This window comes from Luteimonas changyuni (assembly GCF_039548395.1).
GTDB lineage: Bacteria > Pseudomonadota > Gammaproteobacteria > Xanthomonadales > Xanthomonadaceae > Luteimonas.
The window spans coordinates 11,930-26,763 of sequence record NZ_JBCLUZ010000012.1; the positions used below are offsets into that span (position 1 = coordinate 11,930).

General features: G+C 68.4%; 11 protein-coding genes, 2 tRNA genes and 1 pseudogene. 12 read left to right on the forward strand and 2 right to left on the reverse strand.

Annotated elements, in window-relative coordinates:
- Positions 1 to 2: 2 nt before the first annotated feature.
- Positions 3 to 1,088 (reverse strand): hypothetical protein, encoded by a 1,086-nt coding sequence (locus WCD84_RS06710; protein WP_343280847.1) that lies wholly within the window; start codon positions 1,086 to 1,088, stop codon positions 3 to 5.
- Positions 1,085 to 2,344, reverse strand: coding sequence for a GNAT family N-acetyltransferase (locus WCD84_RS06715; RefSeq protein ID WP_343280848.1), 1,260 nt, complete (start codon positions 2,342 to 2,344; stop codon positions 1,085 to 1,087). The genes WCD84_RS06710 and WCD84_RS06715 overlap by 4 nt, the downstream gene beginning before the upstream one ends.
- Positions 2,345 to 2,431: 87 nt before the next feature.
- Between WCD84_RS06715 and WCD84_RS06720 the strand changes: the two genes are divergently transcribed.
- The 12 genes and pseudogenes from WCD84_RS06720 (at position 2,432) to WCD84_RS06775 (ending at position 14,816) form a co-directional block, all read left to right on the forward strand.
- Positions 2,432 to 4,114, forward strand: coding sequence for an ABC1 kinase family protein (locus tag WCD84_RS06720; protein ID WP_343280849.1), 1,683 nt, complete (start codon positions 2,432 to 2,434; stop codon positions 4,112 to 4,114).
- A 33-nt stretch (positions 4,115 to 4,147) separates the two neighbouring features.
- Positions 4,148 to 4,894 carry a transcriptional repressor LexA gene (lexA, locus tag WCD84_RS06725; protein ID WP_343280850.1) on the forward strand — a complete coding sequence of 249 codons (747 nt, stop codon included), beginning with the start codon at positions 4,148 to 4,150 and terminating at the stop codon, positions 4,892 to 4,894.
- Between the two features lie 153 nt (positions 4,895 to 5,047).
- Positions 5,048 to 6,148 carry a recombinase RecA gene (gene recA / locus WCD84_RS06730; protein ID WP_343254882.1) on the forward strand — a complete coding sequence of 367 codons (1,101 nt, stop codon included), beginning with the start codon at positions 5,048 to 5,050 and terminating at the stop codon, positions 6,146 to 6,148.
- Positions 6,149 to 6,150: 2 nt separating this feature from the next.
- A complete protein-coding gene (locus WCD84_RS06735) occupies positions 6,151 to 6,717 on the forward strand; it encodes a regulatory protein RecX (protein WP_343254881.1) in 567 nt (188 codons plus the stop codon).
- 149 nt (positions 6,718 to 6,866) lie between these two features.
- Positions 6,867 to 9,572, forward strand: coding sequence for an alanine--tRNA ligase (alaS, locus tag WCD84_RS06740; RefSeq protein WP_343280851.1), 2,706 nt, complete (start codon positions 6,867 to 6,869; stop codon positions 9,570 to 9,572).
- A gap of 146 nt (positions 9,573 to 9,718) precedes the next feature.
- Positions 9,719 to 9,943 (forward strand): carbon storage regulator CsrA, encoded by a 225-nt coding sequence (gene csrA, locus WCD84_RS06745; RefSeq protein WP_343254879.1) that lies wholly within the window; start codon positions 9,719 to 9,721, stop codon positions 9,941 to 9,943.
- A gap of 76 nt (positions 9,944 to 10,019) precedes the next feature.
- Positions 10,020 to 10,112 (forward strand) — tRNA-Ser (locus WCD84_RS06750).
- Positions 10,113 to 10,176: 64 nt separating this feature from the next.
- A tRNA-Arg gene (locus WCD84_RS06755) sits at positions 10,177 to 10,253 on the forward strand.
- Between the two features lie 498 nt (positions 10,254 to 10,751).
- Positions 10,752 to 11,006 (forward strand): antitoxin, encoded by a 255-nt coding sequence (locus tag WCD84_RS06760; RefSeq protein WP_343254878.1) that lies wholly within the window; start codon positions 10,752 to 10,754, stop codon positions 11,004 to 11,006.
- A pseudogene (locus WCD84_RS06765) lies at positions 11,003 to 11,306 on the forward strand (type II toxin-antitoxin system RelE/ParE family toxin). Before WCD84_RS06760 ends, WCD84_RS06765 begins: the two are co-directional and overlap by 4 nt.
- Before the next feature lie 242 nt (positions 11,307 to 11,548).
- A complete protein-coding gene (locus WCD84_RS06770) occupies positions 11,549 to 13,195 on the forward strand; it encodes a right-handed parallel beta-helix repeat-containing protein (protein WP_343280852.1) in 1,647 nt (548 codons plus the stop codon).
- Between the two features lie 226 nt (positions 13,196 to 13,421).
- Positions 13,422 to 14,816 carry a TIGR03013 family XrtA/PEP-CTERM system glycosyltransferase gene (locus WCD84_RS06775; RefSeq protein WP_343280853.1) on the forward strand — a complete coding sequence of 465 codons (1,395 nt, stop codon included), beginning with the start codon at positions 13,422 to 13,424 and terminating at the stop codon, positions 14,814 to 14,816.
- The last annotated feature ends 18 nt before the right edge of the window (positions 14,817 to 14,834 follow it).

Consider the following 14,834-nt stretch of genomic DNA (forward strand, 5'->3'; position numbering starts at 1 on the left):
CGTCAGCCGTCCTGATCGATCCATGTCATGTGCAGGTTCGGCACGCCGGGTGGAACGGGGTCACCGTCGAGCCGCAGGCCGATGATCGGCTGGTCGCTGCGGGCGACGAATCCCTCGGCACGCCAGCCGGCCATCGCGCCGGAGGTGGCCGCAAGCAGCAGGTGGATCGCAGGTCGACGCTGCGCGCGCGCGGCGGCAACCAGCGCCCGGACCAGTGGCCGCGAGAGGCCAGTCATCGCGTCCACCGACCAGTAGTCCAGCACCTGCAGCGGGTCGCCCGGCGTGTCCTCGGCGTCACAGGCAAACCAGGCCAGCAGCTGGCCGTCGCCATCGGACACGAGCAGGTAGCGCGCCCGCCCGGCAGGTGGCAGGTCGAAGCGCCAGCGCACCGCTGCGTGGTCGCGGACGCTGGTCAACGCGTCAGCGCCTGCGGCTGAATGCCACAGTCCATCCATCGCCGGGACGCTCGACCCGGACCAGCGCCAGTGCAGTCCCGGCACAAAACCATCGGCCACCCGGTCGCGAAGTACGCCGGCCATGTCCACGATGGCGCCGAGTGGGTAGGCGACCACGGCCGGCAACCTGCGTCGCAGGTAGTCGCCATGGCGGAGCACCTTCGCATGCCGCACCAGCTTGCCCAGTACGCTGAAGCCGGCACGCCGACTGACCCCGACCGCGCCGGGTCTCGGCAGTCCGTACAGCAGGTCGAACCGCCCCCGGGCGGCGTCGACCAGCGCCTGCTGCAACGCCAGCGCCGGCCCCAGTGAGCGATGCGGCGCCGTGACCGCGAAATGGGCAACCACGGCGGCACGGACAGACTGTCCGCGCCAGCGCATCGGCCGCGGACCGGCGCCGATCACTCCGACCAGCTCGCCGCCCGGCTGATGGCGCAGCAGTTGGATGATCGGCGGACCATGCGGGCTGTCGCGATAGAAGTGGTCGTACTTTTCCGGCTGCATCGCAAGCGGGCCGAAGTGGTCGCCCCAGATGGCAAGGATCGCGTCGCGATCGCGATCGACGTCGCCGGGATGGGTGGTGTAGTGGGACGACAGGACCGGTGCCGGGCTGGCCGCTTCGACCGTGCTCATGGGCTCCCCACCAGCCGGCGCTTCAGCATCCGGTGCACCCGCTCGCCCTGGTTCAGCATCAGGCGATTGACCAGGGTGTTGTGCAGGATGGCGTAATCGCCCAGCACGCATTGGCCGGGCCAGAGGTTCGGGAACATGGTGTTGTCGGCGACCGTGCAGGAATCGACGGCTTCCAGCTGCGGATGCGTTTCGCGGATGCTGCGCATCTGGAACAGTTCGATCAGGACGCCAGGCGAGTGCCGGGCATGGGCCTCCTCGTAGGCGATCTTGAAGGTGAAGGCCTGGGAACCACTGACGAAATTGCACTTCATCGCGATCGGCCTCCCGTCCAGCTCCAGCGCCAGCATGTGCAGTTGGCCGCGGGCATGTGCGGCCTGGCAGGCTGCGAAAAGGAATGCCTGCCGCGACTCGTCGGCGCCCAGGGCGGTCCCTGCACGGCCCTTCCAGCCGGAGGCCTCCACCTGCAGGAAATTCGCCAGCCACGTCGCGAGATCGTCGCCTTCCGACAGCGTCCGGTAGCTCAGCGCGCCTTCCTCTCCCAGCCGGCGCTCCTTGCGGCGCAGCGTGCTGCGCTGCTTCGCGGACATGTGCTCCGGGTCGTCCGGTACGTCCAGGCGATGCATCGCGCGCGTCCAGCGCGTGCGTCGGGACAGCAGCTGCGGCCGCCGTGCGATGGCCGTGTCCAGCGCGGCTGCCACGTCACCGTCCGCGCGGATGTCGACCAGCTCGATGACGCCTGCCGCCGCGCCCTTGCTGGCGAACCAGTCGAGGATGGCGTCGACAGCCTCCTGTAGATGCCTGCGGTGCAGCAATGGCGCGGCCAGGAAGGCGCATTCGTGAATCCAGGAGCGTAGCGTCCGCTGCGGCAGGCGCTTGAAATGGGGGCGGAACGTCAGTGGCAACAAGCCGATCAGCTCATTGGTGGCGTTGCGCACCGCCAGCAGTTGCAAGGTCTCGGTGGACAGGAATTCCAGTGCCGGCCGCAAGCACCAGCTTTCGTAGAAGGGGTTGGGTTCGGTTGCGTTGGCCGCCAGCCGGTCGATGTCCAGGGCGAATGCATCATCGATGCGCGTGACCTCGGTCAGCTGGACCCCTGCAGTGCGAATTGCGTTCATGGATGCGCCGGCTCTCCACTGGACGAAGATGTTCCGCCCCTCCCACGCCGGGATAACGCAGGAAGGGCCGGTTGCTGGACATCTCCCGCCGCCCGGCCGCCTGTGCCGCCGGTATAGTTGCCCGATGATTTCCGATTGCACCGACCTCCACCCATGCCGGGTGCGCCACGTGCGTGGCCGAGCCCCCACGCGGGCTGCGGCGGCTGCTGTGAGTCGCCTGCGATGACCATGCTCGACGCCCTCGCCAGCGTCCGCGATCTGGGGCGCCTGCAGGAGATCGCCAGCGTCTTCGTGCGCCACGGCTTCGGCGACCTGGTGCGCCGAAGCGGCATGGCGGGCGTACTCGAGCGCGCCGGGCGGCTGCTGCACTGGGAGCACGCCGAAGCGCGCAGGGAAATGAAGCCGCCGCAGCGCTTGCGCTGTGCGCTGCAGGAGCTGGGGCCGACCTTCGTCAAGCTGGGCCAGGTGCTGGCCACGCGCGTGGACCTGCTGCCGCCGGAGTGGATCGCGGAGCTGGGACTGCTGCAGAACGCGGTCCCGGCGCTGCCCTGGGAGGCGGTGCGGCCACAGCTGGTGGAGGACCTGGGCGTCGAGCCCGAGGTGGCCTTCGCGCGGGTGGAGACGATACCGGTTGCCGCGGCATCGCTTGCACAGGCGCACCGCGCCTGGCTGCACGACGGCACGGCGGTGATCCTGAAGGTGCGTCGCCCGGGCATCGTCGAGGTGGTCGATGCCGACATGCGGCTGATGGCGCGGCTGGCCGAGGTGGTGGAGTCACAATTGCCCGACCTGCGCCGCTATCGGCTGGTCGAGGTCGTGCGCCAGTTCCGCACCTCGCTGCGCCGCGAGCTCGACTTCGCCGCCGAGTGCCGCAGCGCCGAGCGGATCGCGGCCAACTTCGCCGACGACGACAGCGTGCTGGTGCCGCGGGTGCACTGGCAGTGGACGTCCGAGCGGCTCAACGTCCAGGACTTCGTCGACGGCATTCCCGCAGGCGACCTTCCGGCGGTCGATGCCGCCGGCCTGGATCGCGCCGCGCTGGCGCGGGCGGGCACCGGCATCGTGCTCAAGATGGTGCTCGAGGACGGCCTGTTCCACGCCGACCCGCATCCCGGCAATCTTTTTTTCCTGCGCGACGGACGCATCGCGCTGATCGATTTCGGCATGGTCGGCCACTTGGGCGAGCGTCGGCGCTTCGAGATCGCGCGCCTGCTGCACGGCATGGTGGTGCAGGATGCCGAGGCCGTCGCCGATATCCTGCTGGACTGGAGCGTCGGCGGGGAGGTCGACGAGGAGCGCCTGGAGGCGGATACCGCGGTGGTGGTGGACCGCTACCAGGGCGTGGCCCTGAAAGACCTGCGCATGGGCACGATGCTGTCCGACGCCGCCGGCCTGCTGCGCAGCCATGGCCTGATGCTGCCGCCGGATCTCGCGCTGGTGATCAAGGCCTTCCTGACGCTTGAAGGGTTCGGTCGCCAGCTGGACCCGGAGTTCGATATGGCGACCGAGGCGCGGCCGTGGCTGGAGCGGGTGATGCGGCGCCGGTTCGCGCCTTCGGCCCTGGCCCGTCGCGGGCGTCGTGGCCTGGCCGGAATGCTCGAGTTCGGCGCCGAGCTGCCGCGCGACCTGCGCCGGCTGATCCGCGCGGCGCGCGGCGGGCGGCTGGGCGCGCGCATCGAGATTCCCACGCTGCAGGCCCTCGGCGACCAGGTCGACCGCGCGGCCAGCCGCCTGACCATGGGCGTGATCACCGCGGCGCTGATCATCGGCTCCTCGATCGTGATGAACAGCGTCGGCGGCGGCGCCCGCAACCAGTGGCTGATGGCGCTGGGCGTGGCCGGCTTCGTGGGCGCGGCTGCCTTGGGGGTGTGGATCGTGTATTCGATCTGGAAGGGCGCGCACAGGCGTTGATTCCTGCGCTTGTTAGTAGTATTACTACTAACCATGGATCTCACCGACACCCAGCAGGCCATCCTCGCCCTGATCGCCGAGCGCATCGCGGAGGAGGGCATGCCGCCCTCGCAGGCCGAGATCGCCCGCGCTTTCGGCTTCAGCAGCGTGCGCGCCGCCCAATATCATCTGGAGGCCTTGGAGGTTGCAGGGGCCATCGAGCGGGTGCCCGGCCGGGCGCGCGGCATTCGCGTATTGCGGGCACCGGAGCTCCCGCAGGGGTCGCTCGGATTCCCGGGTGCCGCCGATGAAGACGTCGCGGCCATGGCCGCTCCCACAGGCCGCTCTCCGACGGCGGGAGCAGCTTTTGTGGGAGCAGCTACAGCTGCGAGTGCCACTGCAAATACCCCGGCCGACGTCCTTGAACTTCCCGTCCTCGGCCAGGTCGCCGCCGGCGTCCCCATCGGCGCCGACATCGGCAGCGACCAGATGGTCCTGATGGACCGCGCCTTCTTCTCCCCGGCGCCCGATTACCTGCTGCGCGTGCGCGGTGATTCGATGCGCGACGAGGGCATCTTCGACGGCGACCTCATCGGCGTGCACCGCACCGCCGACGCGCGCTCGGGACAGATCGTCATCGCCCGCATCGACGACGAGATCACCGTCAAGCTGCTGAAGATGGGCAAGGACCGCATCCGCCTGCTGCCGCGCAACCCGGACTACGCGCCGATCGAGGTCGCACCGGGCCAGGACTTCGCCATCGAGGGCCTGTATTGCGGCCTCGTCAGGCCGAACCGGTGAGGGGGAATTCCCCCACTGCCGCGCGCGGCTTCCGCCGCTGCCGGTGAGCCGCGGCTGGCACTAGTTTCAAAACACGGCGCGATGTCGCAGCCCCTGCGACCACTCGCGACCACACTGGTCACATTCCCGAATACCTGATCCGAGGACACCACGATGGACGAGAACAAGAAGCGCGCGCTTTCCGCGGCCCTGGGCCAGATCGAGAAGCAGTACGGCAAGGGATCGGTGATCCGCATGGGCGACCGCGTCGCCGAAGTGGTCCCGGTCATTCCCACCGGTTCGCTGCAGCTCGACATCGCGCTCGGCATCGGCGGCCTGCCGCGCGGCCGCGTGATCGAGATCTACGGCCCCGAGTCCTCGGGCAAGACCACGCTTACCCTGCAGACCATCGCCGAATGCCAGAAGCTTGGTGGCGTGGCGGCCTTCATCGACGCCGAGCACGCGCTCGACCCGACCTACGCGCAGAAGCTCGGCGTCAACGTCGACGACCTGCTGGTGTCGCAGCCCGATACCGGCGAGCAGGCGCTCGAGATCGCCGACATGCTGGTGCGCTCCAACGCGGTCGACATGGTGGTGATCGACTCGGTCGCCGCGCTGACCCCGCGCGCCGAGATCGAGGGCGAAATGGGCGACCAGCTGCCGGGCCTGCAGGCGCGCCTGATGAGCCAGGCGCTGCGCAAGCTGACCGGCAACATCAAGCGCAGCAACTGCATGGTGTTCTTCATCAACCAGCTGCGCCACAAGATCGGCATCATGATGCCGGGCCAGAGTCCCGAGACCACCACCGGCGGCAACGCGCTGAAGTTCTACGCCTCGGTGCGCCTGGACATCCGGCGCATCGGCGCGATCAAGAAGGGCGACGAGATCATCGGCAACCAGACCCGCATCAAGGTGGTCAAGAACAAGATGGCGCCGCCGTTCAAGCAGGTCATCACCGAAATCCTCTACGGCGAAGGCATCAGCCGCGAGGGTGAGCTGATCGACATGGGCGTGGAGGCGAAGCTGGTCGAGAAGGCGGGTGCCTGGTACAGCTGCGGCGAAGAGCGCATCGGCCAGGGCAAGGAGAACGCCCGCCTGTACCTCAAGGAGAATCCGGAGGTCGCGAAGAGGATCGAATCCGAGCTGCGCGCCCGGCTGATGCCCCAGGCCGTCCTGGCCGCCGCCGCCGAGTCCGCCACCGGGGCCGACAACGTGGCTGCCAAGGCCGGCAAGGGCGTCAAAGAGGCGAAGGACGCCAAGGACGCCAAGGCCTGAGCATGGCGGGCGCGGACGAGGGCGGGGCTGATGGCGGTGCGTGTGAACGCACCGCCGGAGCGGGCGCCGCCGGAGAGCGCGCCACGGAGCGGGGGCGGCGTCGTCGCCCCGAGCTGACCCCCGCGCAGCGCGCGCTCGCGCTGCTGGTTCGCCGCGAGCACTCGCGCAAGGAACTCGTCCGCAAGCTCGAGGCCCGGGGCGTCGAGGGGCCGGAAGCGGAGGCCGCTGTCGAACGCATGGCCGAGGCCGGGTGGCAGGACGACGGCCGTTTCGCGGCCGGGTTGGCGCGCATGCGCGCGGAGGCGGGCTACGGCCCGCTGCGGATCCGCGCAGAGCTCGGTACCCATGGGCTGGGCAACGAGGCCATCGAGGCGGCATTCGAGGCGCTGGCGGAGTCTGGCGCCGACGACTGGCGGGCCAGCGCCCGCAGGCTGGTGCGTCGCCGTCATGGCCCAGCGGTCACCGATGATGCTGTCCTGAGGCGCAAGGCCGCGGATCTGCTGTTCCGTCGCGGCTTCGACCACGAGACGGTGCGTGCCGCAACCGCCTTCGGTGACGCGGATGACTGAGCGGCTGCTGGCGGCAGGTGGTTCTGCGCGCATGCCACGGCCTGCTAACCTAGGCTGATCCGAGCGCAAGCGCCCGGCGCCCCTGTCCGGCTTGCGGCCAGCGAGGTCGCCGGGAAGGCGCCGCCCCGCAAAAAAAGCCCGTACGCCAGATGCCTGACCACACCCCCCTCGCGCGCCCCACCACGGCCGACATCCGCCGTGACTTCCTTGCCTTCTTCAGCGATCGCGGCCACACCGTCGTGCCCTCGGCATCGCTGGTGCCCGGCAACGATCCCACCCTGCTGTTCACCAATTCGGGCATGGTCCAGTTCAAGGACGTGTTCCTCGGCGCGGAGAAGCCAGGCTACGTGCGCGCGACCGACGTCCAGCGCTGCCTGCGCGCCGGCGGCAAGCACAACGACCTCGACCAGGTCGGCTATACCGCGCGCCACCACACCTTCTTCGAGATGCTCGGCAACTGGTCGTTCGGCGACTACTTCAAGAAGGACGCCATCGCCTGGGCCTGGGAGCTGCTGACGCAGGTCTGGAAGATCCCGGCCGAGCGCCTGCTGGTCACCGTCTACCACACCGACGACGAGGCCTACGCCATCTGGCACGACGTGGTCGGCGTGCCCGCCGAGCGCATCGTCCGCATCGGCGACAACAAGGGCGCGCCCTTCGCCTCGGACAACTTCTGGCAGATGGCCGACACCGGCCCCTGCGGCCCCTGCACCGAGATCTTCTACGACCACGGTGCGCATATCGCCGGTGGTCCGCCCGGGTCGCCGGACGAGGACGGGGACCGCTTCATCGAGATCTGGAACCTGGTGTTCATGCAGTTCGATCGCCAGCCGGACGGCACGCTGCTGCCGCTGCCCGCGCCCTGCGTCGACACCGGCATGGGCCTTGAGCGCCTGGCCGCGGTGCTGCAGGGCGTGCACGGCAACTACGAGATCGACCTTTTCCAGGCGCTGATCGGCGAGGCCGCCGCGCTGACCGGTACCGATGACCTGGGCAACAAGTCGCTGCGGGTGATCGCCGACCACATCCGCGCCTGCAGCTTCCTGATCGTCGACGGCGTGCTGCCGTCCAACGAGGGCCGCGGCTACGTGCTGCGCCGGATCATCCGCCGCGCCCTGCGCCACGGCTGGATGCTCGGCGTGCGCAAGCCCTTCTTCCACAGGCTGGTGGCCACCCTCGACGCCTTGATGGGCGAGGCCTACCCCGACCTGCGCACCCGGCGTGCGCTGGTCGAGCGCGCGCTGCTGGCCGAAGAAGAGCGCTTTGCCGAGACCCTGGATTCCGGGATGCGCATCTTCGACGAAGTCGCCGCGCGCAGCGCCGGCCCGACTTCCAACGGCCCGGCTTCCAACGGCATGATCCCGGGCGCCGACGCCTTCCGCCTGTACGACACCTACGGCTTCCCCCTCGACCTCACCGCCGACATGGCGCGCGAGCGCGGCATGGAGGTCGATGTCGCCGGTTTCCAGGCGGCCATGGAGCAGCAGCGCGAGACCGCGCGCGCGGCGGGCAAGTTCGGCGGCGGCACCACGCTGCCGGCCGACCTGGTGGCGAAGATGGCGCCGACCGGCTTCCTCGGCCACGACCGCCTGCAGGCCGATGGACTCACGGTCGTGGCGCTGCTGCGCGACGGCCGCCCGGTACAGCGCGTCGAGGCGGGCGAGGAGGCGATCGTGTTCCTCGACCGCACCCCGTTCTACGCCGAGTCGGGTGGCCAGGTAGGCGACACCGGCGAGCTCGCCGTGGCCGCGACCACCACCGCACCCGTTGGTGCCTCCTTCCTCGTAGACGACACCCGCAAATTCGCAGGCCAGTACCACGGCCATATCGGCCGCGTGCGCAGCGGCGCGCTGGCGGTGGGCGACCGCGTGACGGCCGGCGTCGACGCCGGTCGCCGTGGCGCCACCGTGCTCAACCACAGCGCGACCCACCTGCTGCACGGCGCCCTCCGCGAGCGGCTCGGCACCCACGTCGCGCAGAAGGGCTCGCTGGTCGCGCCGGACCGCCTGCGCTTCGACTTCTCGCACTTCGAACCGATCACCGCGGACGAACTGCGCGGCATCGAGCTCCGGGTCAACGACGAGGTGCGCGCCGACCACGGCGTGAGCATCCGCGAGATGGCCATGCAGGAAGCGATCGACGCCGGGGCCATCGCGCTGTTCGGTGAAAAGTACGGCGAGCGCGTGCGGGTGGTGCAGATGGGCGACTCGGTCGAACTCTGCGGCGGTACCCACGTTGGCCGCACCGGCGAGATCGGCCTGTTCAAGCTGGTGTCCGAAGGCGGTGTCTCCGCCGGCGTGCGTCGCGTCGAGGCGCTGACCGGCCGCGCCGCGCTCGATCATGTGGCAGCGGAGGAAGCGCGCCTGTCCGAAGCCGCGCGCCTGCTCGGCGGCACCACCGCCGAGGTTGGCGACAAGCTGCGCGCGCTGCTTGACCGGCAGAAGAAGCTGGAGCGCGAACTCGAGGCGATGAAGGCGCGCGCGGCCAGCAGCGCCACGGCCGACCTGTCCGCCGGCGCGGTCGATATCGGCGGAATCAAGGTGCTGGCGGCGCGGATCGAGGGCCTTGACGCCCGCGCGCTGCGCGACGCCCTGGACCGGTTCAAGCAGCAGCTTGGCGATGCGGTGGTGCTGCTTGCCGGCGCCAGCGACGGCCGTGCCGCGCTGGTGGCCGGCGTCAGCGGCTCGGCGCTGGGCCGGATCAAGGCCGGCGAGCTGCTGTCGCACGTGGCCGCGCAGGTCGGTGGCAAGGGCGGTGGGCGGGCGGACATGGCCCAGGGCGGGGGCGAGGATGGACCTGCCCTGGAAGCCGCGCTCGCCGCGGTCCCGGCCTGGGTGGCGGAACGCGTGGCCTGAACCGGACCAGGATTCGTTACTTTGTGCATGCACGCAGCGGACTGGCGCCTAGTTATCATGGCGGGATCGCGTGAACACTCAGGAAGGCCGCAGCTGCGAGCCTTTCAACAAAGACCGGGCGGAGACCCGGCCCATGGAGCTCCCACATGTTGATTTTGACCAGGCGGGTCGGCGAGACGCTCATGATCGGTGACTCCGTCACCGTGACCGTGCTCGGCGTCAAGGGTAACCAGGTGCGCGTCGGCATCACCGCGCCCAAGGATGTTTCGGTCCACCGCGAGGAAATCTACCAGCGCATCCAGCGCAACGAGCCCGTGGCAGCGGCCGGTGGCGACGACGCGGCCGACGAGGGCGACACGGAATCGAATTGAAGTTTGCCGGCTGAGGGCCGAGCCGGTATTCTTACGCACCCCGTCGGCCGGAAGGCCTGCAGGGGAAGCAATATCCGGAGAGTTGCCCGAGTGGCTGAAGGGGCTCCCCTGCTAAGGGAGTATAGGGTTTATAGCTCTATCGAGGGTTCGAATCCCTCACTCTCCGCCAGATCCATGGCGGAAGGCGATTGACGAAAGTTGGCTGTCTCTGCATAATTCCGCTTCTGCACAACGCGCCCGTAGCTCAGCTGGATAGAGCACCAGGCTACGAACTTGGGGGTCGGAGGTTCGAATCCTTCCGGGCGCACCATAGAGAAAGCACAAGGGTCAACGGCTTAGCGCTCGTTGGCCCTTTTGCGTTTTGGGCGCTGCACAGCTTCCGTGCCCATCCTGCGCCCACGCCGTGCCCAGCCACTCCCGAATGCGTGCCCAATCCGCATGGAGCGTGTCATTGCGCTTGGTGGTCTCGCTACTCGCGACACGAAAAGAGTAACGGCTCAGCGTCCGCTTCTTGGCGGGAGCGGACTTCGGGATGTTGGGTGATCTCCGTGGCTTGCTGGTCATCGGATTGATCCAAGAGATCAACTCCATCGGTCTACGCATCTAGCGCAGGTCCAACTGGATGTCCTTGAGGTGTTCGGCAACGTCGCCGACCGAGCAAACGAAGCAGGCGCAGAGCTTGTCCAGGATCTAGGTGCTGGTGTGGTAGCCCCGGTTGTTCCCGATCTTGCACAGCGTGACCCGATGGACCCCGGTCGCATCCACATTTGCGGTAATGTGGGTTTGTAACGAAGCGGAGGTAGCCGAAATGAGTCGTCTGACCATCGACATCACCGATCAGCAACATCAAAGCCTGAAGGCGACCGCCGCCTTGGAGGGCAAGACGATCAGGCAGTACGCGCTGGAGCGTCTGTTCCCGGGCGATGCTGACGGTGAGCAGGCCATGCGGGAACTGAAAACCCTCTTGAACGCCCGTATCAAGGAGGGCCTGGCGGGAAGGGTGTCCAACAGGCAAGTTGGAGAAATCCTCGATGACGAGTTCGCCGAGGACCGACCCGCTTGAGGGGCTACGTGCTGACGGAGGCCGCAGAAGCTGATCTGCGGGGAATCATCCGTTATACGCGCAAGCACTGGGGCGATGTCCAGGTCCGCGACTACGTCGCAGACCTGGAGCAGGGCATCGGCTGTCTGGTGAAGGGCGAGGGCGCGTTCAAGGAGCTGGACGCTCCATCCGGGATTACGCATGGCGAGGTGCGGGCACCACTATGTATTTTGCCTACCGCGTAAGGATGCGCCAGCCCTGATCGTGGCCATGCTGCACGAGCGGATGGACCTGATGGCACGGGTGGGTGACAGGCTGTGAGTCAGCGCCGGAGCAAGTGTGACCAAGCGCACGCTACGGTACCCGGCGCACCGGTACGATCCGATCCGCACCTGCCCGTGCTCGGGCACCGGTGCAACACACAGTCCGCGACGTCGAGCAGGGGCGCTGTCGCCATTTCCGGAGTTTCCCCGATGCGATTATGTCTTCATCAGGATGTGCGATTACCTGCCTGCCCGACCGCAGGCTCCGAAACACGGCCTTCGCGCAGGCCTCCTCGTTACATGCGTGCCCTGGCTGCCGCAGCCACCTTATTCCTCCTTGCCGCCTCGCTCCCGGGCCTTGCCGCCGAGTGGTTCGTATCCACGGCCGGAAATGACAGCACCGGAACCGGCACGCTCCAGAAGCCGTTCCGCACCATCAGGCACGCTGCTGCAGGCAGTGTCTCGTCCGCGGGCGACACGATCACCATCCGGGGCCCTTCCGGCAACCTGACCTACAGCGAGTGCGAAGTGCGCCTGCGCCATCGGCTCGTGCTCCGCTCCCACCCGGGCGAACGCGCGCACATCCAGTGTGGCAACACCTCCGACGTCGTGGTACGCATCGATGTCAACGCCTCGGGCAGCCGGGTGGCGGGCCTCGAGATCAGCGGCGGCTACTACGGCGTGATGCTGATGACCAACTGGGAGCAGGGCGGACCGTCGAGCGCGCACGGCGCGCGCAACGTGGTCCTGGAGGATCTCCTGATCCACGACACCGGCCGCGACGGCATCAAGGTCACCCCGAAGTCGGACCACGCGACCATTCGCCGGGTCGAGATCCACACCACCGGCGTCGGCTATCCGCCGGGCACGCCGGATGATTCCAAGAACGCCGACGGCATCGACAACGTCAATGGTTCGGGCATGGTTGTGGAGGACAGCTACATCCACGACACCGCGACCACCGGCCTGTACTTCAAGGGCGGCGCGGCGGACGTGGTGATCCAGCGCAACCGGATCGAGGACACCGGTGACGCCGGCATCCTGGTCGGTTTCGACACCAGCCCCGAATTCTTCGACCTGCAGCTCAATCCGGGCTACTACGAGGCGATCCGCGGCACCGTGCGCAACAACTACGTGCGCAACACCGGCTATGCCGGCATCGGCCTGTACGCGTCCACGGACTCGCTGGTGGCCAACAACACGATCGTCAACGCGGCGCGGAAGGGCCATGCGCCGCTGTACTTCGGCGTGACCTTCCAGGACTGGGACCCGGCCGCGGGACGTCCCGCCAATCGCAATCCCATGCTGCGCAACAACCTGGTGGTGCAGGATGGCGGCCGCTGCGTGGAGATCCGCTATTCCAGCGAGCTTGGCGGCCTGTCCGGGCTCAGCGGCTCGCCTGGCAGCGATTACAACGGCTTCCAGGCCAGCTGCCGGTTCCGCGACGCGCGCCCCGGCAGCAATCTGGGGGACGGCTCGCTGGCGCAATGGCGGTCGACCACCGGTTCGGATGCCAACAGCATGTTGGCCACGTTTGCCGTGGATGCCAGCGGACACCTGCCTGCCGGCAGCCCGGCGATCGATCGCGGCGTGGCCCTGTCGCAGGTGCTCGACGACATCGACGGCCAGATCCGCCCGGTGCGCTACGACATCGGCGCCGACGAATACAACGGGTCCAATCCGGGGCCCACGCCACGCAACGGATCCGCGCCGCTGGTGCCGCCTGCCGTCGGACCGGCGGCCGCCGGCGATCGTGCAGGCATCGCAAGCGTACCTGCCCTGGCGGGCGAACACACCGGGAAGAGCGTCGCGCCGGTGCCGGCAGGCGTCGTGCACGCCACGGCGCCGCGCCAGGTCCGCATCACCGCACCCGCCGTGGTCGCGTGGCAGCGATTCATGGCCTGGCTGGACGTGGCGCGCGACAGGTTGACGCTCCAGATGGAGTGACACGCTGCCGCAAGGCAATGCCCGAGGGCCCCGACTGGAACGTCGGGGCCTTTTCTCCGGGGTAGACCGCCCCTCCGGTCAGTGGCCGTCTTTGCCCGCATTCCGAGTTTTCCCATGCAGGAGATCCGGATGGGCCGGGTCTGGCACAGGGCCGAATGGGGGGAGCAATGCACAGACACGCTGCCGTGGGCGGGGCAAACACCATGCCCGCCGCCCGGGGGGTTCCGTGATCGGCGTCTTTGGCAGCCGTGCCAACCGCGTGGCCCGGTGGCTTTGGATCGGTGAGTCGGGGCTCGTGGTGCTGGCGGTGGTGGCTGCGATCTGGCTGCGCTTTCCCGACGACCCTGCGGGTCGCGACCTGCTGTTCCAGCGTGGTCCGGTCCCAGCGCTTCTGGTGGCTGCCTTCGTGACCCTGTCGATGGCGGCGTTCGGCCTCTACCAGTCGCATATCCGGCTCAACCGCAGCGAACTTCTCCTGCGCCTGCTGCTTGCGTTCTGCTTCGGTGGCGTCGCGCTGCTGGTGCTGTACTACCTGGTGCCACCGATGTATATCGGCCGGGGCCTGCTGGCGATCACGCTGGCGCTTGGATTTGCCGGCGTCTACGGGCTGCGCATCCTCGTGCAATGGCTCATGCGCGGCGAAGCGTACAAGCGCCGCGTGCTTGTCTACGGGGCCGGACGCAACGCCGACCTGATCAACTGCCGCATGCGGCGCCGGGCGGACCGGCAGAGCTTTGCCGTAGTCGGCTTCCTGCCGGTCCCCGGCCAGCAGGTGGTCGTGTCCGAGGCCCTGTGCCTGGACGCCGGAGAGTCGCTACCCGTCCTGGTCCAGCGCCTGGGCGTGCACGAGATCGTGGTGGCGCCTGATGAGCGTCGCGGTGGCCTGCCGATGGAGGACATCCTGGCCTGTGCGCAGCGGGGGGTTTCGGTGGTCAACCTGCCGGCGTTCTTCGAGCGCGAGGCGGGCATGATCAAGCTCGAGGTCGTGGACCCATCGTCGCTGGTGTTCTCGGGTGGCTTCGACCACTCCGTCATGCGCCGGCTCAGCAAGCGCGCTTTCGACCTGGCCGCGGCGCTGGTGCTGCTGGTGGTGGGTTGGCCCGCGATGCTCCTGGTTGCGCTGGCGGTACGCCTGGAAGATGGCGGACCGGCGCTGTACCGGCAGGTCCGGGTGGGCGAGGGTGGCCGCAGCTTCGAGCTGGCGAAGTTCCGCAGCATGCGCACCGATGCCGAGAAGGATGGCGTTGCGCAGTGGGCGAGCAGCAACGATGACCGGACCACCCGTGTGGGCCGCTTCATCCGCAAGACCCGCCTGGACGAACTGCCGCAGCTGTTCAACGTGCTGGCCGGCGACATGAGCTTTGTCGGCCCGCGGCCCGAGCGCCCGCAGTTTGTCGACCAGTTCAACGACGAAATCCGCTACTACCGCGTGCGCCACTCGGTGAAGCCGGGCCTGACCGGGTGGGCGCAGCTCCGCTATCCCTATGGCGCATCCGCCGCAGACGCACACGAGAAGCTGAAGTTCGACCTGTTCTACGTCAAGAACCATGGCCTGCTGTTCGATTTCCTGATCCTGCTGCAGACCGTTGAGGTCGTGCTTTTCGGACGCGGTGCGCGGTGAGTCGGCCGCAAGCCGGCG

Coding starts and splice junctions, on each gene's coding strand:
- WCD84_RS06710 (WP_343280847.1), bottom strand. CDS start 1,088: ATGAGCACGGTCGAAGCGGCCAGCCCGGCACCGGTCCTGTCGTCCCAC.
- WCD84_RS06720 (WP_343280849.1), top strand. CDS start 2,432: ATGCTCGACGCCCTCGCCAGCGTCCGCGATCTGGGGCGCCTGCAGGAG.
- lexA (WP_343280850.1), top strand. CDS start 4,148: ATGGATCTCACCGACACCCAGCAGGCCATCCTCGCCCTGATCGCCGAG.
- recA (WP_343254882.1), top strand. CDS start 5,048: ATGGACGAGAACAAGAAGCGCGCGCTTTCCGCGGCCCTGGGCCAGATC.
- WCD84_RS06735 (WP_343254881.1), top strand. CDS start 6,151: ATGGCGGGCGCGGACGAGGGCGGGGCTGATGGCGGTGCGTGTGAACGC.
- alaS (WP_343280851.1), top strand. CDS start 6,867: ATGCCTGACCACACCCCCCTCGCGCGCCCCACCACGGCCGACATCCGC.
- csrA (WP_343254879.1), top strand. CDS start 9,719: ATGTTGATTTTGACCAGGCGGGTCGGCGAGACGCTCATGATCGGTGAC.
- WCD84_RS06760 (WP_343254878.1), top strand. CDS start 10,752: ATGAGTCGTCTGACCATCGACATCACCGATCAGCAACATCAAAGCCTG.
- WCD84_RS06770 (WP_343280852.1), top strand. CDS start 11,549: ATGCGTGCCCTGGCTGCCGCAGCCACCTTATTCCTCCTTGCCGCCTCG.